General features: G+C 60.1%; 14 protein-coding genes and 3 pseudogenes. 1 reads left to right on the top strand and 16 read right to left on the bottom strand.

The window, feature by feature from the left end:
* Window positions 1-521 precede the first annotated feature (521 nt).
* Window positions 522-1,724: pseudogene (locus tag NLY44_RS27995) on the top strand (IS5 family transposase); the annotation flags it as partial.
* Window positions 1,725-2,046: 322 nt separating this feature from the next.
* On the opposite strand, the pseudogene NLY44_RS27990 reads toward NLY44_RS27995, so the two are convergent.
* From NLY44_RS27990 to NLY44_RS27915, 16 genes and pseudogenes are all read right to left on the bottom strand, one after another.
* A pseudogene (locus NLY44_RS27990) lies at window positions 2,047-2,631 on the bottom strand (IS256 family transposase); the annotation flags it as partial.
* Between the two features lie 248 nt (window positions 2,632-2,879).
* Window positions 2,880-5,045, bottom strand: coding sequence for a bifunctional sugar phosphate isomerase/epimerase/4-hydroxyphenylpyruvate dioxygenase family protein (locus tag NLY44_RS27985; protein WP_084013087.1), 2,166 nt, complete (start codon window positions 5,043-5,045; stop codon window positions 2,880-2,882).
* Window positions 5,046-5,104: 59 nt separating this feature from the next.
* The gene (locus tag NLY44_RS27980; RefSeq protein ID WP_023806816.1) at window positions 5,105-6,898 is read right to left on the bottom strand and encodes a thiamine pyrophosphate-binding protein; all 1,794 of its coding nucleotides are present in this window, start codon (window positions 6,896-6,898) and stop codon (window positions 5,105-5,107) included.
* Window positions 6,898-8,304, bottom strand: coding sequence for an aldehyde dehydrogenase family protein (locus NLY44_RS27975; RefSeq protein WP_031356258.1), 1,407 nt, complete (start codon window positions 8,302-8,304; stop codon window positions 6,898-6,900). The genes NLY44_RS27980 and NLY44_RS27975 overlap by 1 nt, the downstream gene beginning before the upstream one ends.
* 38 nt (window positions 8,305-8,342) lie before the next feature.
* Window positions 8,343-9,170: a sugar phosphate isomerase/epimerase family protein gene (locus NLY44_RS27970; RefSeq protein ID WP_032905282.1), complete on the bottom strand. Its 828-nt coding sequence runs from the start codon at window positions 9,168-9,170 to the stop codon at window positions 8,343-8,345.
* A gap of 2 nt (window positions 9,171-9,172) precedes the next feature.
* Window positions 9,173-10,099, bottom strand: a complete 927-nt coding sequence (locus tag NLY44_RS27965; RefSeq protein ID WP_023806813.1) for a hydroxymethylglutaryl-CoA lyase — start codon at window positions 10,097-10,099, stop codon at window positions 9,173-9,175.
* Window positions 10,100-10,347: 248 nt separating this feature from the next.
* A complete protein-coding gene (locus tag NLY44_RS27960) occupies window positions 10,348-11,580 on the bottom strand; it encodes an aminotransferase class III-fold pyridoxal phosphate-dependent enzyme (RefSeq protein WP_023806811.1) in 1,233 nt (410 codons plus the stop codon).
* A gap of 3 nt (window positions 11,581-11,583) precedes the next feature.
* Window positions 11,584-12,870 (bottom strand): TRAP transporter large permease, encoded by a 1,287-nt coding sequence (locus NLY44_RS27955; protein ID WP_023806810.1) that lies wholly within the window; start codon window positions 12,868-12,870, stop codon window positions 11,584-11,586.
* 109 nt (window positions 12,871-12,979) lie between these two features.
* Window positions 12,980-13,384 (bottom strand): TRAP transporter small permease, encoded by a 405-nt coding sequence (locus NLY44_RS27950; protein WP_286456091.1) that lies wholly within the window; start codon window positions 13,382-13,384, stop codon window positions 12,980-12,982.
* A gap of 10 nt (window positions 13,385-13,394) precedes the next feature.
* The gene (locus NLY44_RS27945) at window positions 13,395-14,390 is read right to left on the bottom strand and encodes a TRAP transporter substrate-binding protein (RefSeq protein ID WP_023806808.1); all 996 of its coding nucleotides are present in this window, start codon (window positions 14,388-14,390) and stop codon (window positions 13,395-13,397) included.
* Window positions 14,391-14,647: 257 nt separating this feature from the next.
* On the bottom strand, window positions 14,648-14,992 hold the full coding sequence (locus NLY44_RS27940) for a hypothetical protein (RefSeq protein ID WP_023806807.1): 345 nt from the start codon (window positions 14,990-14,992) through the stop codon (window positions 14,648-14,650).
* A 41-nt stretch (window positions 14,993-15,033) separates the two neighbouring features.
* Window positions 15,034-16,081 (bottom strand): annotated as a pseudogene (locus NLY44_RS27935) (IS5 family transposase).
* A 249-nt stretch (window positions 16,082-16,330) separates the two neighbouring features.
* Complete coding sequence (locus NLY44_RS27930; protein WP_023806804.1) at window positions 16,331-17,233, bottom strand: LysR family transcriptional regulator; 903 nt, start codon at window positions 17,231-17,233, stop codon at window positions 16,331-16,333.
* 209 nt (window positions 17,234-17,442) lie between these two features.
* A complete protein-coding gene (locus NLY44_RS27925) occupies window positions 17,443-18,294 on the bottom strand; it encodes a carbohydrate ABC transporter permease (protein WP_023806803.1) in 852 nt (283 codons plus the stop codon).
* Complete coding sequence (locus tag NLY44_RS27920) at window positions 18,291-19,205, bottom strand: carbohydrate ABC transporter permease (RefSeq protein ID WP_023806802.1); 915 nt, start codon at window positions 19,203-19,205, stop codon at window positions 18,291-18,293. Before NLY44_RS27920 ends, NLY44_RS27925 begins: the two co-directional genes overlap by 4 nt.
* A gap of 6 nt (window positions 19,206-19,211) precedes the next feature.
* Window positions 19,212-20,504, bottom strand: a complete 1,293-nt coding sequence (locus NLY44_RS27915; RefSeq protein WP_023806801.1) for a sugar ABC transporter substrate-binding protein — start codon at window positions 20,502-20,504, stop codon at window positions 19,212-19,214.
* Between the last annotated feature and the right edge of the window lie 83 nt (window positions 20,505-20,587).

Here is a 20,587-nt window from a genome sequence, read left to right as displayed (position 1 = left end):
TGCCGAACATGATCGCGGCGATAGCACATGAGATCCAGGAAAGCCTCAAGAGATCGGATATGTCATCGCCGTCTCGTCCAGCCTTGCCCAAACGGCGGCGATAGTTCAGCATGACGTCGACTTAGTCTATTGGGCGATCACACCACTTCCGGCCAGCGGTCAACAGGAACGACTTGGGCTCCTCACTTTGCCCATCGAGGGCAGCAAGGAGACGGGATGGTGCCTTGAGACGACGGTTGATCCAGCTCTTATCCGCGTGTTGGTTACCGCACTTTCGTAATCCGTCCTGGGCTATCCCTGTCTAGTATCGGGCGTTGGGCTGATGCCCAGCCACATAGTTAGTCGACCGTGAACTATCCGCAAGCCCTTGATCTAGCATGTTGATTGAGGCGGATAGCGGCTTTTGGATTGCAGGATTAGCGGTTTATGGGGGCTGTTTTCCTGCAATTCGTTTTGCGATTCCCTTGTGCTGCGGAGCGTGATTCACTTGGTTCGGCGGCGGCGAATCGAGGGGACGGCGAATGTCCAGGCCACGCGAGAAGCGCGAGACGGGAAAGCAGGATCTGTTCCGCTCCAGGCTCGATCAGATCATCAATATGAAGCACGAGCTGGTGCGGCTGGCGCAGGCGATCGACTGGCCGGTGCTGGAGGAACGTTTCGGCGCCGTCTATTCGGACGGCCCCGGCATGCCGCCACTGCCGACCCGGCTGATGGCGGGGCTGGCGATCCTCAAGCACACTTTCAACCTGTCGGATGAGGTGCTGTGCGAGCGCTGGGTGGAGAACCCCTACTTCCAGTATCTTTGCGGCGAGGAATTCTTCTGCCACGCGCTGCCGTTCGATCGCTCGTCGATGACGCGCTGGCGCGGCCGCATGGGCGAGGAGCGGATAGCGGCGCTCTTGCAGGAAAGCCTCAGCCTCGCGGTCAAGACCGGGGCGATGAAGCCGTCCGACACGCGCCAGGTGATCGTCGACACAACCGTGCAGCCGAAGAACGTGATGTTCCCGACCGACGCCAAGCTCATCCACCGGGCGCGCGAGCGGCTGGTGCGGCTGGCCAAGAGGACGGGGCTCAATTTGCGCCAGACCTATGTGCGGGTCGGCAAGCTGGCGCTGATCAAGCACCAGCGCTATGCCCACGCCAAGCAGTTCAAGCGGGCCAACAGGGCACTGCGCAGGCTCAAGACCTATCTCGGCAGGACCATTCGCGACATCGGTCGCCAGATCGCCGGCGATGCGAGGCTGGACGCGCTCTTCAAATGGCCGCTCTACCAGGCCGCCACCGTTCTCGAGCAGCGTCAGCGTCAGCGCGGCCGCAAGATCTACAGCCTGCACGCGCACGAGGTGGAATGCATCGGCAAGGGCAAGGCGCACATGCCCTACGAGTTCGGCGTCAAGGTGTCGGTGGCCACCACGCTGAAGCGCTCCAAGGGTGGTCAGTTCGCTCTGCATGCAAAAGCACTGCCCGGCAATCCCTACGACGGCCACACGCTGGCAAGCGTCATCCCCGACATGGAAGAGACCATCGGCAACGAGATCGGCCGCATCCTCGCCGACGCCGGCTATCGCGGCCACAACGCACCCCAGAGCCACAGGTTCAGGGTCTTCACCAGCGGCCAGAAACGCCGCGTCACCCCGGCCATCAAACGCCAGATGCGGCGGCGGTCGGCGGTCGAACCGGTGATCGGCCACATCAAGGCCGAGCACCGCATGGGCCGCAACTACCCCTCTTGATCGCTCTCTTCCAACTCCGGCCCAAGCCGCTCGCCGCTTAGGAGCCGGATTGTTCACGGTCGACTAGTTAGGACGGGAGTTCCCCACCGTGGCCACATCCCGTCACCGTGCTGCCCGGTTTTTCCGCTGGGAGATCCGGCGCCGGGCAGAGCCTTCAATCCGGCCGCGCCCGCGCCGGGGGCGCGCTTGTCAGCTGTGTGCGTCAAGTTCTGCAAAAATGGCGTGGCAGTAGCTTTGGCGTCGGGCGTGTCCGCCGCGCAGCTCCCGTGTTTGGCGGAGCGGCGGACACATGACTGTGCTCAGGCGGCAATGCCCTCAGGCTCTCCTTGTTGTGCTCACGCAGATGATCCATGTTGAGATAGCGGGTCGCCTCGAGCTAGTTCTCGTGGGCCTCGACCGCCAGCGCCCGAACCAGCCGCAGGCAACTCTGCGGGTTGGGGAAGATGCGCACGACCAGGGTGCGCCGTTTGATCTCCTGGTTCAGCCGCTCCAGCATGTTGGTCGATTTCATGTGCTTATGATGGGCAAGCGGCAGCCGATAGAAGCTCAGCGTCTCCTCGATGTTGTCCTCCACCCAGTTGACCAGCTTCGGATATTTGGCCTGCCATTTGGCAATCCACTGCGCCAGGTCGCGCTTGACCTCGGCAAGGTCGCGGCGGTCGTAGAACCATCTGAGTTCCATCAGGCAATCGTCGTCGACCTTGCGCGGCACATAGTCGAGCGCGTTTCTGAGGAAGTGCACGTAGCAGCGCTGCCAGACCGCCTCGGGCAGCACTTCGCGGATTGCCGCCCTGAGCCCCGGATGGTCATCGGAGACGACGAACTCGACGCCGACGAGCCCGCGATTCTTGAGCCCTGTCGCTGCGCGATGGGCCGAGGCCCTTGACGACCCACCTGCGCGCGGGCGGCCAGCGCAAAGAAGGTCGGGACGAGGAGATGGTCGCCAGCAGTCGGACGCGGAGATGAAACATGATCGCAGAGCCAGCGTGACAAGGATCACCCATAAGGTTCCACCTGCCGGTGGAAAAGGGGCGTCCTTCGCGGGACGATGAATGAGGTGAGTTCGCGAGGGTTGCAGTACCGGTCGCATCACAACGATCAAGGACGCTTCGGAGATTGTTCTACCTCATTCTCCTGAATCGCCCATTAAGGGTAGGGCCAGAGCGCGCCGATCCCGGAGAGAAGCAAGACCCGCGAAAGATGCGCAACGCCGGCGAAGCGGAAGGCTCGAAAAGCGCTTGACTTCAACACGCCGAACAGAGAAGCAACCCTCGTTCGCTTAACAGCTGCAAAGACTAAGGGCGGGCCGCCGCTCAGACCACGGTCATAACGTCTAATACCCCCGCTGATGAAAGCCTGACTGAAGGATTCGTCTCCTGCCAGAGCAGGCCAACCGCCACCTGGCGGATCTTCGCGACTATTCATTGACGTGAACTCCCGCCCGCTGAGGAACCTCTTCTGAGCCGCCGTCCGGTAGGCCGCGTTGCGAGCACCATAGCCGTCATAGCCCCCACGTCGTTCGATGACCTCGAAGAAAAATCCGTCGCCGAATGGATACGAATAAAGCTGCAGGTAGCTGCCACCGCGACCGTCTTCGTCATAGAAGAGGTTAGCGGCGGCCAGTTGAGCTACGAATTCTGATGCAAGGTCGAATTCCGCTTCGATTTCGGCGTAATAACCGTCCGGGACGGGCAGGCTGTCAAAGCCGTTCCCGGCTAGACGTCCGGCCGTCGCCAGAATGTCGTCGGTGGAGAATGCCAGATGCTGCACCGATGACCCGTAGCTGTCCGAAACGAAGCGACCGGCGAAAGTGCGGTGGGTGTCCACACCGTTCAAAGTGAATCGGACCGCCCCATCATCACTTTGCAGCGCACGGGAATCGACGATCCCGCCCGGGTCAGCGACGTTCACCACAGGGGCCTTCCCGAACTCGAAAACAGCCGTGTAGAGCAAGGTCCAGGTCAGAAGTTCCTCCTGCTTCATCACCTGTGCCACATGATCGATACGACGGAGGCCGACGGGGCGGGCCTGCGGATCAGGCGGAAGGGAACGGAATTCGGTCTCCCAGACTGTAGAAAGTTCGGACTTGCGATCGAGGAAGTGCAGCACGGATCCGCCGACCCCGCGTACAGCGGGGATGGCCAGTTCGCCCGCACCTCGGGCCTGGGTGAAGTCATTGGCGCCGAAGGCCCTTGCCCGCACGGCAGTAGCGGTGGCGTCCTCGACCATCAGGCCAATGTCGCAGACACTCGTGCCGTGCATGACATAAGCGGAATGCGCATAGCCCTTCTGTTCAGAATTGATGACAATGTTAATGCCCGTTTGCCGCCAGAGCGACACGGCTTTCGAGACATGCTGCGCCACGCGGGCAAACCCCAACTGTTGCAACAGCTTGCCTAAGGTTTGGGTCTCGTCCGGGCTGGCGGTGAATTCGACAAATTCGACGCCTTCCAGGCGGGAACGCGGGGGCATCGCTGTTTGGTCGAGCCAGCCCGTAGATTCCGCTCGCCAGGCTTGATCAGCAATGTAGCTCAGCGCGCGATGGGCATCGCGGGCGGTAGCCCTTTCACCGCCGCGGCTTCCGTTGTTCGGGGTTTCAATGCTGCAGGAACCGGTATAACCGGTCGCAGCGACTGCCCGCAGGAAGTCAACGAGAGGCAGGTCGCCTTCCCCGGGCAGGCAGCGGAAGTGATGCGACTTGTAGTCGAGGTCCATCGCAATCCTCGGCGCATCGGCGAGCTGAACGTGAAAGATTCGGTCACCAGGGATGGCGCGGATACTTTCCGGCGAAAGCCCGCGCGCGAGGATATGGAAACTGTCGAGGACTAACCCGACCGCCGGATGGGCGGCACGGCGCACGACCTCCCAGGCGTCGCGGTAGTCCGAGATGTGGCGCCCCCAGGCCCGTGCCTCGTATCCGATGCGCAGCTCACGAGCCGCCGCCCGCGCCGCCAGTTGGGCGAAATCCGCAGCCATCCGGTCTACCCCACCCAAGGCGTCGGGATGGATGGTGGAACCGATTAACATGAGGTTGGTGCCGAGGTCTGCCATGATGTCGAAACGACGCTCCATCCGGTCGAATGCCTTGCGGCGCAGCGGTTCGGGCATGCCCTCGAAATCCACGACGGGGACGATCAGATCGATCGTCAGGCCGTGATCGCGGACCATCCCTCCCATCTCGGCCGCGGTGCCGCCGTGGCTGAGAAAATCCTGCTCTCCGATCTCAATCCCGCTGAACCCAGCCGACGCGGCCGCGGCTAACTTGTCCGCAAAGTCACCATTGATCGACAGGGTGGAGATGCTGGTTTTCATGGCGTTGCCCCCTTTTAGATGCATAGCGGCGTTTGCCGCCGCTACACGGAAAGGATCCGTCAGGTCGAGACGTGGCCGGCGTTTCCTTCCGGCGAATAGATGTCGAGGATGTTCCAATGGCCTGACGTCGGGGTGGGATTGTTGATCATCGGAACGTCGATCACGGTGGGTCGCCCCGAGGCGATAGCCGCCTCCAGTACGGGCTTGAACTGCGCCGCCGAGGTGATGCGGACGCCCTCGCAGCCATAGGCGCGGGCAATGGCGGCATAATCCGGCATCTGCTCGTCCAAGCTCGCCGCCCGCGGGAAGGTCGTGCCGTAAGTCAAGCCATAACTGGCCATTTGCAAGCCGGCGATGGTGCCATAGGCATTGTTGTTCATGATGATCCAGATCACTGGCGCGTTCTCGGCCACCGCCGTGGCAAGCACGGACGGGTTTTGGCCAAAGCCGCCATCGCCAACGAGGCTGATAACCACCCGCTCGGGCGCGGCAATCTTGGCCCCGACCGCGGCCGGGGGGCCGAAGCCCATGGTGGCAAAGCCGCCGGGAATGAGGATCGAGCCCGGGGTGTAAATGTCGAACTGCTGCGCCACGCCGTTCTTGTTCCACCCCACGTCTGAGGTCAGGATCGCATCGCGCGGCATGGCGTCACGCAGATCGGCGAGGATACGTTCGGGCATCATCGGGAAGGCATCGGAGCACTGCATTTCGGTATTCTTCGCTACAAAGGCCGCGCGTTCGGCAGCGATGCGCTCGGCCAGTCCTGAAGCCTTGCGTCCGCCCGGCAGCATTTCGCGCGCGACGCGGTTAAGCACCTTCAGCGCGGCTCTAAGATCTGCCACTGCGCCGATCTCGGTCGGGTAGTTTCGCCCGATCTCCTGCGGTTCGATATCGATGTGGATCAGTTTCGATCCATCCGCCCCGATATTGAAGGTGTATTCGGGATACCAACTGGAACAATCCGCCTCCTTGAAGCGGGTGCCAAGCGCAAGGATCCAGTCGGCCGCGAGGGTCTGTTCGTTGGTGAACTTCATCCCCCAGAAGCCGGTCATGCCCAGAACCAGCGGGTGATCGTCGGGCAGCATGCCTTTACCCATCAGGGAATGGCTGACCGGAATTTGCATGTGATCGACAAAATCCTTTAGCTCAACATAGGCCTCTGCCAGCGCCACGCCGCCGCCGACATGGATGATGGGCGAGGCTGCATCGGTCAGCCGAGTCACGATCTCGCGCGCGGTTTCATCGTCTATCGAAGGGCGGGTCATGGTTTTCGTGCCGCTCTTCACTCGATCCCACAACGACACCTTGATCGCAGCCGAGAAGAAATCCATCGGCACATTCACCAGCACCGGCCCGGGCTGGCCACTTTCGGCCAGAAGAAACGCCTTTTCAATGATTTCGGGCAGAAGCTCAGGCGTATCCACGCGCCAGGCCCGCTTCACGAAGGGGCGGTAGATTTCATACTGGCTGGCATCTGCATGCAGGTTTACCTCCTGATGCGGATGCTTGCCGTAATAATAGCTGGGAACGTCGCCCGCGATCACGACCATGGAGATGGCATCGAGCGCAGCATTGGCCACACCGGTGGTGGCATTGGTCAGACCGGGCGACAAGTGGGTCAATAGCACCGAGGCCCGCCCCGTCACGCGCGCATAGCCATCGGCGGCATGGGCCGCGACCTGTTCGTGCCGCACGTTGACGAAACGGAGGCTGGAATTGGCCATGGCCGACAACACCGCAATATTCGTATGGCCGCACAGGCCAAAGACATGGCGGATGCCCCGGGCCTCCAGATAGCGGACCAGCTGATTGGCCACTAGGTCCTTTTCGGGGGAAAGCATATCCTTGGCCATCACATCACCTCGGTATTGTAGAATTCGCCAAACAGCTCTTCGTCAGAGGGGCGATCTTCGGGGATGGGCCGGGCGACCCAAGTCACGTTCATGTAGTGCTTCAGGCTTACGTTCTCGTTTGTGATGTTGCCGCCCCAAATGCCACAGCCAAGGCTGGAGGTCATCGGCATGCCGTTGGCGAAACTGCCCGCGTTCGCCTTGGATTGCGGCTGGCGGACCATGACCCGGCTGACGGGTGCATTCATGGCATGGCGCAGGATATGATCCTCATTGAAGGAATAGATGCCGCAGCTATGGCCCTTGCCGCCCACCTCGTAAATTGCGCGGACCTTCACCATGGCGTCTTCGAAATCCGCCGCCTTGTAGAGCGCCATCACGACGCAAAGCTTTTCGCCCGAAAAAAGATGTTCCTTCCCGATCTCTTCCTGCTCGACGATAATGAACTTGCGGTCGTCAGGAACGGTGAAGCCCGCGAATTCGGCAATCCGCTGGGCGGCTATGGCCACCGTCTCTACCCGGCGGCCGCTGTCTCCCTTCCAAAGCGCGTTTTGCAACAGCGCCTTTTCCTCGGGCGAACACAGATAGCCGCCCTCGGCGATCAGGGCCGATTTCATCTGGTCATAGACCTTGGCATGGATGACCACATTTCCATCGGCCGAGCACCCCGAGCCGAAGTCGGAGGTCTTGGAAATGCGCGAGTTCATCGCAGCTTCCGCGATATCGGCATCTTCGTCGATGACCATCGTGGCATTGCCCGCACCCACGCCATAGGCCGGCTTCCCCGAGGAATATGCCGACTGAACCATCGGCTTGCCGCCCGTGGCCATGGTCAGGTCGCATTGCGACATCAGATATTCGGTCATCGGGATCGAGGGGTTCTCGACGCACTGGAAGACGTCTGGTGGGCAACCCAGTTTCCGCAGCGTCTCGCGCATCACGCGCACCATCTCGAATGTGGTGCGTTTTGCGCGCGGATGGGGCGAGAATATCACCGCGTCCTTGCATTTGATCGCATAGATGCCGGTTACGGGCGGAGTCAACTCCGGGTTTGTGGTGGGAATCAGACTGGCGATGACGCCAGCGGGCTTGGCGATCTTGGTTAGGCCCCTTTCAGGATCTTCCTCGATCACACCGACGGACTTGCCGCGCAGCGCGTCGCGCAGGACGCCGAGGATCTTGAACCGCTTTCCCGAGCGGCCCTCGCGGTCGCCGATGCCGCTTTCATCCACGCCCATCTGAGCGATCCGGACGAAGCTTTTTTCGTTGCCGCAGTTCCAGCCAAGCGCACGGGCCAGACGGTCCACCTGCGCCTGATTGTAATCCTTGATCTCGTCCATCGCCTGGCGGGCGCGGGCGATCATCGCGTCGGCTGTCGCGATTTCCTCCGGGGTAATGTCACGAGCCATCTGGGTCTCCTTGATATGAGCGGCCGGCGTCAGGCCGGTTAGTGGGCCTTTGAAGGCCCCACGTCGAAAACCGCACGTGCGGCCTCGAGGCAGTTCTTCGCGTGCTGTTCGGGGCCCAGTTCCGCCAGGCGGCGGGCATGGGGCAGTTCGATGGAAAGGGGCAAATCTGGAAAAAGGTAGTTCACTGCCCAGAAGTCGATCGCCCCCTCGCCGGGGTAAAGGCGCGCGTCGCGGGCCGTGTGGATCATCTCCTCACGCGTGTAGGCAAGGTCTTCGGCGTCGCAGATGTGAAGGAAATTGATCCATTCCAACGGTACCCGCTCCAGCGCCAGAAGGGGCGTCTTGTTGAAATGCATGTAGAGCGTATCGACCAGCATGCCTTGGTTGCGCCGCCCCGTACGCTCGAGGATGTCGATCACCTCATCCAGATTGGTCAGGCGCGAGAAGGCGGGAAATTCAAGGTTCACCGTCAGGCCAAACGGTGCGGCCAGATCGCAGATTTCGGCGAAGGTCTCGACGATGAACTTGCGGTCGTTGCGCACATCTGTCCAGGCTGAGCAGATGATATGCCGCGCACCTAGATCCGCCCCCGCTTCGAAAGCTGGCAGAAACTCTATCGGCTCCAGCCCTCGCAGCACACGCATCAGTTCGATGTCAAAGCATCTCAGCCCGGTTTCAGCCAAAGCGCGTTTGGTTTCGTGGATCATCTGCGGGGCGGTTGGGTCGATATCCGGCTCGCCCGGTACTCCAAGGGGGAAAAGGCGATAGCTGACATAATCGTAACCCGCGCGGGCCGCGAGATGGGTCTGTTCCGCAGGAGTGGATCCGGGAACCGTCAGGTAGGAAAGGGAATAGGCGTGTGGCAAGCTTAGTCTTCCTTTGCCGTTTTCCAGGGTGGTGCAGGCAGATGGCTGATGCGGGCCGGAAGGATCCGGCCCAGCAGTTCCTCGGCCTTCGCAACAGGAGCGCGCAGGGCCTGCCAGTCGATGCCGGTCAAAAGACCCATCTCCTCGCAGGCGAACGCCGCGTCCTCGGTGGCGATGTTGCCTGTGGCCTTGGGTACGAAGGGGCAACCACCAAGACCGCCAAGCGAGGCGTCGAAGATCCGCCCCCCGGCTTCAATGCCTGCCAACATATTGGCTATCCCGAGGCCCCGCGTGTCGTGCAGATGCAAGGACAGCGCGATCTCGGGGCCGACCTCCTCGGCCAAGCGGCGGCAAAGCGTGAAGACCTGGCGCGGATTGGCCAAGCCCGCTGTATCTGCGATGTTGATCTCGTGTACGCCCAATAGGGCGAAATCCCGCGCGATGTCGATAACCCGCGCTGGATCGACCAATCCTTCGAAGCCGCAGCCGAGCGCCGACTGGATCCCCGCCCGAACCGTCACCCCTTCGGACAGCGCCGTTGCAATAACCGGTGCGATGGCCGCGCGGCCCTCGTCTACGCTTCGATTTGTATTCTTCTGCGAATGCGTCTCGGAGGCAGAAATCGAGATCGACAGATGCGTCAGCCCCACACCAAGCGCACGTTCGAGTCCTGCTTTGTTCAACACAAGGGCCGTATAGGTCACGCCTGCCTTCCGGCTGATCCGTTCGCAAAGCGCATCGGTATCTGCCATCTGCGGCACCCATTTCGGATGCACAAAAGAGCCGACCTGGATGCGCCGGACCCCTGCCGACTCCAGCGCCTCGACAAAGCGCAGCTTTTCGTCGAGCGAGAACATCCGCGCCTCGTTCTGCAAGCCGTCGCGGAGGAATTCGTCCTCGATCAGGATATCACCGGAAAAATCAAACATCGGACCCCCGCAAGTCCCTGATCGCGAACCATCTCGCCCACCTGACGCAGGCCTTCGTCGGAGATCGGAAGTCATTCTCAAATATATGCGATGCTCTGAAGCCGGTCTTGGCTACGATCTTGAGTTTTTTACTTACGTCGCTGATGGATGCGGTGGCTATCGAAGTCTTCATTTGGGCAAACCCGCCGATTTTCAGTGCCGGTTTATTTCTTCAAATCTATGCAGGTATTGGAATGCCTTAGCTGCCTTTATGCGGCGAACTGTTTGGCTGTGCCCGCGTATGCCTCGGCCCATAGCGCCAAGGCATGTTCGTCATGCCTGGCCGATACATAATGACGGCCATAGGTGCTGTGCATTGACATCACGCCATTGCGCCTGAGTTCCAGGTGGAGGTTCAATGTGAAGTCGGGGTCCGAAATCGACATGGCCTCGCGATAGTTTGTCGGCTCTTTGTCTCCGCGCCAGACTGTGAAGACCGTCCCGTAGCCGCTGGTGCAGATGGATATGCCCTCAGCGGCGAAGGCGCTTACGGCACGCTCCCTCAATTGATTGCCGGCCTGCAGAACGGACGGATAGTCCACGGTGTCGACGACGCTCATAGCCGCTTTTACCGCAGCGCAGGCTAGCGGATTGCCGTTATAGGTTCCGGCTCTGTTGACCCGCTGCTCGTCGAAAGCAGCTGCGATTTCTGGCGAAAAAAGCAACGCCGCGACGGCGACCCCGTTTCCGATTGCCTTTCCAACGGTGGCCATATCGGGTTCGACACCAAGCAAGTGGCTTGCCAATCCCGGATGCAGCCGAAACCCCATCAGGACCTCGTCCATGATGACCAGAGCCCCATACTGTCTGGCGAGAGCAGTTGCGTATTGAAGGTAGCCTGCTTCCGCGAGGATACACCCCGCGTTCGCCATCATGGGTTCGAGAATGATCGCGGCTATGTCAGTACATTCCGTGAAGAGGAGATCGGCATCTTCCTTGTCGTTGAAGCGCAGGAGCAACGTATCGCCCTTCGACGGCCTTTCGTTCGACGCCATGGTCGCCTCGCGCGATCCGGCATTGCCGAACGCTACATCGTCGAACCAGCCATCATAGCCTGCCGCCATCTTGACGATCTTGCGGCGCCCCGTGATCGCTTTTGCGGTACGGCAGGCGAGGTGCACGGCCTCACTGCCCGAGTTCAAGAACACCACCTTAGTGAGATTGCGGGTATGAGACGCCAGACTGGCCGCTGCCTCCTCCTCGAGAGCATGGGCGTAGGCCGGCATGGAGCCCCTATCGATCGCTTCGTGAATCGCTTGCGAAACCTCTGGATCCGAATGCCCCAGAAATGTCGCTCCGAATCCCAAAGCGGTGTCGACATAACGCCGGCCCTGGTCGTCCCAGACATAAGGACCCACTGCCTTTGACACGAGGAAACGCCGCCCGTTCACATCGGGTACCACTCGCCCCGCGCTTGAGATACCGCCAACCAGGTGCTGCATGACCTAAACTCCAAACAGGCGCGGAAGCCATTCGGTGAGCGAAGGAAACGCGACCAGCACCGCAACACAGACAACGCTCGCGATCCAATACGGCACCAGCCAGACCGAAACCGACCACATGTCGATTTTCGCGACCTTGCACACGACGAAGATATTTGTGCCGATCGGCGGCGTGAACAGGCCGATGCCCAGCGTCATGGTGAACACGATGCCGGTCTGGTAGGGCGTGAGCCCCGCCGCGAGCGCGATTGGCACGAGGATAGGCGCGAGGATGATCAGCGCGGGGCCGAGATCCAGCCAAAAGCCTACGACCTTCAGCAATCCCAAAACCAGGATGATGGTGATCAATGGCGACGTGTGCAGGCCGGTGATCCACGCTGCGGCGTTGGCCGGCACTTGCTCCACGGTCAAAATCCAGCCGAATGGTGTGGCGAGAGCCATGATCATCATGATCACGCCCGTCGTTGCGACGGCGCCGGCCGCAGCGGAGTAGAGCGAACGGATCGGAAGTTCCCGGTAGACCAGGATACCGACCAAGAACGAGTAGACGACTGCAAGTGCAGACGCCTCCGTGGCCGTGGCAATGCCGCCAATTATGGACCCCAACACGAGCATCGGCATCAACAGTGCCGGCAATGCACCAATGGCGTCACGGGCGATCTCTCCCCAGGACGCGGGTGTATCGTTACGCGGGAAATTGTTGCGTCGCGCGACGATGTAGGAAGTCACCATGAAAGTCGCCGCGATAAAGGCGCCCGGAACTAGCGCTGCGACAAGCAGGCCGCCGATCGACGTGCCCGTCAGAACGCCATACAGGATAAGGATGACGCTCTGCGGCCCAATGATGCCCAGCGTGCCGGACGCCGCGGTCACAGCCGCCGCGAACGCTTTGGGATAGCCTCGCTCCGCCATTGCCGGGATCATGATTGCGCCGACCGCGCCCGTATCGGCGGTGGCCGACCCACTTATCCCGCCATAGACCAGGGCGGTGGCGACGTTTACCAACCCCAGACCTCCCCTGATGCGCCCGAAAATATGCTCCGCCATCCGCATGATCCGCGCAGTCAACCCACCCCGGTTCATCAACTCGCCAGCAAAGAGAAACAGCGGAATCGCGGCGAGCGTAATGGCATCCGCACCTCGGATGGTTTGCTGGGCGAACCACTCGAACGGCAAACCAAGGTTGCCGAAATAGATTGTCAGGAGGCTGGCTATGCCCATGCACCAGGCGATCGGGACACCGATTAGGAGCAGGAACGAAAAGCTTAAGATGAGGATCGCGACCGTCATTGCGCTTCGCCTTCCCCGGCCGCCGAGAACTGCAAGCCCAGAACCCGCAGAACACGCGAGGCAGCGATGCAAATCGCGGATACGCCCAGGATAAGGACGGTGATAGTGATCACGCCGGTGGGCATCCGCAGCACGGAAGTCGGCACCGCCCATGACCGTTGCCAGACTGCCCAGCCACTAACCATGAAGGCAACACCGATTGCCAGCAGCGCGATCGTACCGAGGATGTCGAAGATTCCCTCAGACGAGCAGGAGCGCTGTGGTTCAGCGCTTCGAATGCGACGTTCTCACCCCGCAGCTCGGCATTGATTACTCCGATGAAGGTGATCCAGATGAATGCAATGCCAGCGATCTCGAAGGACCACTCGACGCCTCCAAATTCAAAATAGCGCGCGATGACGCTGAGCAGCGTCGAGCCGAACATGACGACGAACGCAGCCACGCCGACGAACTCGAATGCGAGCACCAGCCACCCCCGCCCAGCCGGAGGGGGACTCAAGGTATCGGACTCCATGGAGATCACCTTAGTTGGAGGTCGCGGCTTGCTTGACGGCGGAGACCAGATCGGCGCCCCATTCATTGGAGAACTTGTCGTAGACGGGTTTGACGAGCACGACGAAGGGCGCCGTATCCACGGTGGTGACCTTGACGCCTTTCTCCTCGAGCTTCTTCTGCGTTTCGGCGTAGGTTGCCGTCAGCTCGCTGCGATACCAGGCAACCGTATCGGAGGCGGATTTTTTCACTGAGGCCTGTTCGGCGGGGGTAAGGGAGTCGAACTTGTCCTTGTTCATGTACCACCAGTTGGCGGTCCAGATATAGTTCGAGATCGAGAGGCTCTTCACGACCTCGTACCATTTGGAATCATAGTAATCGCGCATCTCGGGTTCGACGGCTACAACGACGTGCGACTGCAGTGCCGTGTAGACCTGACCGAGAGGAATAGATTCCGCGAGTGCGCCCATGCCTTTCATCGTAGCCAGAATAACTGGGTTTGGAGGCGTCCTGATCTTGATTCCGGCCAGATCAGCCGGCGTCACAATCGCCTTGCTGGTGGCGAACTGTCGGAACCCTGAATCCAAAACGCCCAGCATAAGGTAGCCTCGGCCTTCTCCAAGGCGTTGCACCTGCTGCCCCTGGTCACTGTCAAGGAATTTGTGGACGTTATCCGCATCGCGAAATAGGAACGGCAGCGAAAGCACGTTCAAGCGCGGGTCGATTGCATCGACGGCTCCGCCAAGGCCGATGTCGATAGAACCCGCGCCGACACCATCGGCGATCGGGCCTTCGTCACCCAATTGCGCGTTTGGGAAAGTCTGAACTTTCACCGACCCATGTGTGGCGTCCGTGACTTCGGCTGCGAATTGCTCCATCGCCTTGTTGATAAGACTATCGGGAGACGAAGCATGCGCAAGCCGCAATGTCGTTTCAGCACTTGCTTGGGCCACCCACAAGCTCGAGACGCAGAAGAAGCCCCCGATGAGCGAGGCGAGAATCTGGCACGGTGTCGTGGTCTTGAACATTGGTTCCCCTTTGCGATCTTATTATCGCCGCAACTCTAAAATAGCCGCGAAAGCAGACCTGAAAACCGTAGATTTGTTATAGCAGCATAAGCGTCGGTGATACCTGACGAGCCGTTTTCGCTTCCAATCATCGGCTTCCTGTGCGCACTCAGGGGTCCAATGTGAGATTGATGTACTGTCAGGCCGCAGTGTCCGGACGTCACCGGCATTCGTCGACCGTGAACAATCCGGGCTCTAATAACAGGCTGTTGAAGAAGTCAGGCTCTTTCGCAAACGAAGCCTGAATCGTCGGCGTTGTGGATGTAGAAGTGGCCGACGAGGCGGCCTGCAGTGCCAAAGACAGCCCAGCCACGGCCAGAGGCTGGGTCGTTCTCATCATGCCCCTCCCACGAGAACTCCGCGCAGGCTAAGCCATCGCGGGTGCCATATCGGACGTCGAGGAAGCCCTTGAGTGCGCCGAAGGCGATCTCGCCATCCGCCGAGCCTTTGAATGTCAGATGCGCTTCCTCGACGAGATCGAGGAAGTCGTTATCCCAAACATCCATCTCGACGATGCGCCAGCGGCCGGCAAAGGCCTTGACGAAGCCGGGAAGCTTGGCCATCAGCCGGTCTCCGCCATGAGCTTTGGCAGTCGCACCAGATTCTAGGCAGCGGCTGCGAAGGTGAAGGCCCATCCGACACGGTCGCGGCCGCGGAACCTCGTCTTGTGCTGGCCGGCCACGACCTTGATCCAACCGAATGCCTCTTCGATGCGCTTCCTGATGCGCTGGCTGACGGCATAGCCGCCATGCCGCGTCGTGCGCCCGTCGATGGCCGAACTACGGCCGCTGGTGTTCTGCGCTACATGCGGCGTCACCCTCATCGAGCGCAGCTCATTGACGAAGTCTTCTGTGTCGTAGGCCTTGTCGGCACCGAGCGTGATCGCCTGTGGCCGTTCCGCGCGAGGTTCGATCATGTGCAGTGCGGCCACCCGCTCGGCATGCCCGTCGGCCAGTGTCAGGCAAGCATCGACCAGCAGGCCGTGGCGGTTCTCCATCAAGCCATGTCCCATAAAGCAGAGCTTGGCCTCCTTGCCTTTGCCCTTGCGGTAGAGCCGGGCATCCGGATCGGTGGTCGAGGCATGTGTGTCGTTCGAGCGCTTGTGGCCATGGAAGTCCGCTTCCGCGTTGCGCCCGCTGTCTTCAGCCGGCGGCTCGCCCGAGCCGTCCTTCGCTTTGACGCTCTTGATCGACGCCCAGGCCTCGATCAGCGTCCCATCGACCGAGAAGTGATCCGTCGACAGAAGCCTCTTCACCTTGGGCTGCGCCAGCACCGCGCTCAGGAACTTGCGGCAATGTCACCCTCCAGCAGCCGGTCGCGGTTCTTGGAGAACACAGAATGATCCCAGGCCGCATCGTCAACGCCAATCCCGACGAACCAGCGGAATAGAAGGTCGTATTCCAGCCGCTCCATCAACAGCCGCTCCGAGCGGATCGAATAGAACGCCTGTAGCAGCATCGCTCGCAGCAGCTTTTCCGGCGGGATCGAAGGCCCCCCATCGGCGAATACAGCGCCGCGAAGTCCCGCTCCAACGCCGAAAGCGCCTCGTTCACAATCGCCCGAATGCGGCGCAACGGATGATCGCGCCGCACCCGAGCCTCGAGATCAACATAACTGAACAGTTCGCCAGACCGGTCGTCTCCGCCGCGCATGCCTCGTTCTCCGAATCTCTCCAGAGACACTGAATCACGCTCACAGCCTCGCTGCGAGCCACTTTTTCAACAGCCTGCTAAGCGGCGACCGGCTTGGGCTGCAGTTGGAAGAGAGCGATCAGGAGCGACAAAAAACCACTCGTAAGGGCAGCCAAACGCCAAGTCCCCCCGAACGTGGTACAACCGCTCACAGGCTGGTCAGTCGACCAGCATCACGTGAAGGCTGAGTCCTCCCGCCTTGCGAAAGCATCAGGGAGGCAAAGCTTGTGGCTTCAAGATCTGATGGGGAAACGATTCGACCACCGCGCTTTGAAACTCCGTTCTCAAGAAAGTGGCGAGTTGTCTCACTGGCAAGCGTGGTTGTTGTGGAAGAACCATAGCTAGGCGCAATGGTGGCAGGTTCGGCATTCCATGCTCAGGCATTAACTTGCGCCACTCTACCGGCACCGCAGCTTCTGGCAGGACCGTCAAAAGGTCTCCCGAGGCAACCGCCAACTGGATACCGGCGATATCGGAGGAGGAATAAACTATTCGCCAGCGCCGATCGGTCTGTTCGAGAGCAGATAAAATCTGCGGACGTGCTCTACACCCGTCAGGGAAAAGAGCGAGTTGGATGCAGCTGGCGTCCTCTGGGTGCCTATTTGGCGCGGAACACCAGACTTGCTTTTCCAACCGAATGACCTCGCCCCTTGGATCTCCTTCGTTCTGAGTGATGATCGCTAGATCCAGTTCTCGGTTCTCCACCATATATTCGAGACGGTGGGAAAAATCGTACTGAAGGTCGAGACTCACCGTCGGGTGCTGTGGAACGAAGCGTTGCATGAGGGCGGTGCCGAACAAAGTCAGATAATCATCCGGCATGCCCAACCGCACCCGACCTTCGTTTCTGCCTCCAAGAAGCGTCGCAAGGGCCTCGTCTTCTATCGCGCGAATTCTACGTGCGTACCCTAGGAGGCGCTCAGCAATCGGAGTTAGCGTTACCCGGCGGTGGCCTCGATCGAACAATCTCAGATCGAGACGCTCTTCCCACCTGCCGATTGCCATACTGACGGCGGCTTGGGTTCGACCGAGGCGCTCAGCGGCTGCGGTAAAACTGCCTGTTTCTGCGACAGCGACGAAGGCTGCCAATGCATCGCTGTCGAGGTTGCGCATTGATCCAACTCCAAGAGCTCGCAGGGATTATCAGATGACGACACGTTGGAGAGTGATCGGACGGAAACTCGACCAGTCACGCCGAGTTCGAGTTGGCCCGATGCAACAAGAGCATAGACGCAAGCGAATCCCAGTGATCGTCAGGATCAGATAGGGGCGAAACAGCTCGGTCTGGTGAAGCAGACTTATGGTCACGCGAATCCTCAAGATTATTCTTTGACGCTCGACATCGCGACCGAGTCCGTGAAGAAGCGTTGGAAGCCCAGTAGAATGGCTGCAGGAATGAGGCTCAGGATTGTCGATGCCGCGAAGACCTGGCCGTAGTCGCTGGAGCGCTGCCCCACCATCAGGCCGAGGGTGATTGGGGCTAGGAACATGTCCTGGCGCGTCGTGACGAGAAGCGGCCAGAGATAGGCCTGCCATTGCCCATTGAAGAGGATGACCCCCGCGCCGACGAGAGCCGGACGCGAAAGCGGTAGGAAAATCTGGAAGAAAATCCTTAGCCAGCCGGCTCCATCGATTTGAGCCGCTTCAATCAGCGAACGGGGTATGGCGAGGAAAAACTGCCGCAGTAGGAAGATCACTATGCCGCTGCCCACAAAGGGCATAATCAGTGCGACGTAAGTGTTCTGCAGCCCGGCGCGTGCGAAGATGGCCGACAACGGGATAGCCACGACCTCCTCAGGGATCAGAAAGCTGAAGATGATGATGGCGAAGACGACCTCGCGGCCTCGCCACTGCATGGCGCTCAACGCGAAGGCTGCGGCTGCGCAAACCAGCAGTCCCACGACCACCGTACATCCGGCCACGATGATCGAGTTAATCAATCCCGTCCGGAATACTCCGCCAAGCGCGCTGCCATAGTTTGTCAGGGTGGGCTCTGGCGGAATGAAGCTGCCTATGGAAAGCGGATTGAGCGCGGTGAATATCTCGTTACTAGGCCGTAGGCTTCCGGCGATCAGCCAGACGATCGGCAGCAAAAAGCCGGCAGCGACGGCGATGCCGAACACGAGCTGAACTATGCGCCCCGCCCCGGCCGAGCTCTTTTCTCCGGCGCTCACAGCTGCTTCTCCCGCGAGAGCAATCGGAACTGGATGAGGATGATGCCCATCATAATGACCATCAAGGTCAATGATTCCGCAGCGGCCAGTGACACGTCGTTGAAAAAATAAGCCTGTTGATACACGTCGAACATGACGAGCTGCGTGCTGCCGCCGGGTCCGCCTCGAGTAAGTATCGCGATCGGAGAGAACAGCAGAAATGACGCTACCGTGTCAGCGACGATTACGAAGGCTAGCGGCCGACGCATCAGCGGGATAGTGATGTGCCACAGCGACGAAAGCTTTCCAGCGCCATCGATTGATGCTGCCTCGTAGAGCTCGCGAGGAATGTCCTTTAGGCCACCGATCAGAAACATCATCCAGAAGCCGACTCCGATCCACGAGCTCATGACAATAATCGACATCAGTGCCTGGTCTGCGGATGTGAGGAACGGCTGAGCGCTGAAGCCCACCGACATCAACATCGCATTTGCTAGTCCATCGGGGCGGTATGCGGCACCCCACAGGATGGCTGCGACGCTCGAAGGGATGACCACCGGAAGGAACACCAAGACACGCAGCAGCGAGACGATCCGGGAGTTCTCGGCAAATAGCAAGGCGAGGCCGAAAGCGATTGCCGTCTGCAGCGGTACAGTGATCACCACAAAGGTTAGGGTAGCCTGCACGGTCTTTGCAAAAGTAGGCGCCGCAAAAAGGAACTCGAAATTATCGAGCCCGGCGAATTCCCCATCAGGCCCGGACAAGCTCGCCTGAATGAGCCAGCCTGCGGGCAACAACCGAAAACCGATGAGGCCAACCAGAGCCGGCGTCAGGAATAGGAGCGGCGCTATGGCCGCTCTCCATTTTGAACGTCGACCAATGATGGGAGCGGCCTTTACAATCCGTCCCTCAGAAACCGCTCCCATCGCCATCGGGTGTCAGCGCTCGATCCGCTTGAAACTACGCTCGAGTTCACTTTGAAGCTGCGTCAACGTCTGAGCGGCGTCACTTCCGTTGCGGATATCGCTAAAGGCACGCGCGAACAGTTCCTCCAATTGGAGATATCCCGGGGTACGTGGTCGCCGGATAGCCGTGTTCGCGAGCTCATAGCTCATCAAAAGATCAATACCCTTTAGATTGGGACTTTGCTCAGGAAGGCTCTTCATCACCTCGGCCGTAGCCTCCATGTTCGCCGATAGATTGCTTCCGTTGGTGGCAACTACCGCCCCCTCTTTGTCCAAGCCCGCGTAGTTCAGGAAGTTCAGGGCCTGGTCGGCGTTCGTGGTATCCGCCGCCACTCCCAGATGGTATGATTCAGAAGGCGTCACCGCCTTGCCACCGGCAAAATACGGATGAGGTGCCACTCCATAGTCCAGACCGTCGGCCTTGTTGAAACTGGGGATACCCCACGGGCCGCCAATGTAGAATGCAAGCCGACCACCTATGAACAGATCGCGCACCTCTTGGTTTTGGGTCGGACCACGCGAAGCCACGCCATCGGCGAAGAGGCTTCCGTACCATTTTCCTGCCTTCAGCCAAGCATCGTTGGCCACGTCCACGGTCAGCAGGTCATCACCCTTGACGCCTGGCCCACCACCAAGCGACTCCGGAAGGATCTGCAGTTGGTAGTAGCGATCGACTTGCTCGAATGAGAGGCCGACCTCGGCTCCGGCCGCCTGGACCTTCTTGGCGAGCTCAATGAGCTTCTCCCAGGTCATGCGCGCATCGGGCGAGACATCCGGCGCTTCAACGCCAGCTTTGGCCAGAAGCTTCTTGTTGAAGAACAGGAGCTGCGTTGACTCCCACATCGGCATTGACAGCATCTTACCGTTGTAAGTAGCGCCCTGCACATCGCTGGGGAAAAGGACGCCCTTGGTCTTTTCTCCAAAGGCACTCGTCAAGTCCTTCAACATGCCCGCCTTGGCGAAGATCGGGACGTAACTCGGGTCTACGAGGAAGACATCGATCCCGGAATTTCCCGTCCGGAAACGCTGGACTAGAGTGTTCTGAAGATCGGCAAAAGGCACGCCCTCCCAGCGGTCCTTTATGCCCGAGACCTTTTCGAAGGCCGCGAGGAGCGCCTTGTATTCTGTCCCGTCCCCATCGCCGAAGAGTGTCAGCGTCTGGTCCTGCGCCATGGCGGATAACGACCCAAGTAGTGGCAGCGACCACACCCCCAACATGCCGGTCAAGAAACCGCGCCGACCCAAGCGATAGCCCATTATTGTCATTCTTATTCCCTCCCGTTTGTTCTGTGGACCCACAACAAGGGAACCACTCCTTCGACATCGAGGCGCACGTTAGTTAGTTTCTT

This window comes from Mesorhizobium sp. C089B (assembly GCF_030323125.1).
Classification (GTDB): domain Bacteria; phylum Pseudomonadota; class Alphaproteobacteria; order Rhizobiales; family Rhizobiaceae; genus Mesorhizobium.
Note: the sequence above shows the minus strand (reverse complement) of the source record. Positions and strands in the feature narration are given on the sequence as shown.

What these genes read in the sequence shown, in the direction of transcription:
- NLY44_RS27950 (WP_286456091.1), bottom strand. Translation starts at nt 13,384, where the DNA reads ATGGAGTCCGATACCTTGAGTCCCCCTCCGGCTGGGCGGGGGTGGCTG.
- NLY44_RS27955 (WP_023806810.1), bottom strand. Translation starts at nt 12,870, where the DNA reads ATGACGGTCGCGATCCTCATCTTAAGCTTTTCGTTCCTGCTCCTAATC.
- NLY44_RS27960 (WP_023806811.1), bottom strand. Translation starts at nt 11,580, where the DNA reads ATGCAGCACCTGGTTGGCGGTATCTCAAGCGCGGGGCGAGTGGTACCC.
- NLY44_RS27920 (WP_023806802.1), bottom strand. Translation starts at nt 19,205, where the DNA reads ATGGCGATGGGAGCGGTTTCTGAGGGACGGATTGTAAAGGCCGCTCCC.
- NLY44_RS27945 (WP_023806808.1), bottom strand. Translation starts at nt 14,390, where the DNA reads ATGTTCAAGACCACGACACCGTGCCAGATTCTCGCCTCGCTCATCGGG.
- NLY44_RS27975 (WP_031356258.1), bottom strand. Translation starts at nt 8,304, where the DNA reads ATGGCTCGTGACATTACCCCGGAGGAAATCGCGACAGCCGACGCGATG.
- NLY44_RS27930 (WP_023806804.1), bottom strand. Translation starts at nt 17,233, where the DNA reads ATGCGCAACCTCGACAGCGATGCATTGGCAGCCTTCGTCGCTGTCGCA.
- NLY44_RS27915 (WP_023806801.1), bottom strand. Translation starts at nt 20,504, where the DNA reads ATGACAATAATGGGCTATCGCTTGGGTCGGCGCGGTTTCTTGACCGGC.
- NLY44_RS27940 (WP_023806807.1), bottom strand. Translation starts at nt 14,992, where the DNA reads ATGGCCAAGCTTCCCGGCTTCGTCAAGGCCTTTGCCGGCCGCTGGCGC.
- NLY44_RS27965 (WP_023806813.1), bottom strand. Translation starts at nt 10,099, where the DNA reads ATGTTTGATTTTTCCGGTGATATCCTGATCGAGGACGAATTCCTCCGC.
- NLY44_RS27980 (WP_023806816.1), bottom strand. Translation starts at nt 6,898, where the DNA reads ATGGCCAAGGATATGCTTTCCCCCGAAAAGGACCTAGTGGCCAATCAG.
- NLY44_RS27985 (WP_084013087.1), bottom strand. Translation starts at nt 5,045, where the DNA reads ATGAAAACCAGCATCTCCACCCTGTCGATCAATGGTGACTTTGCGGAC.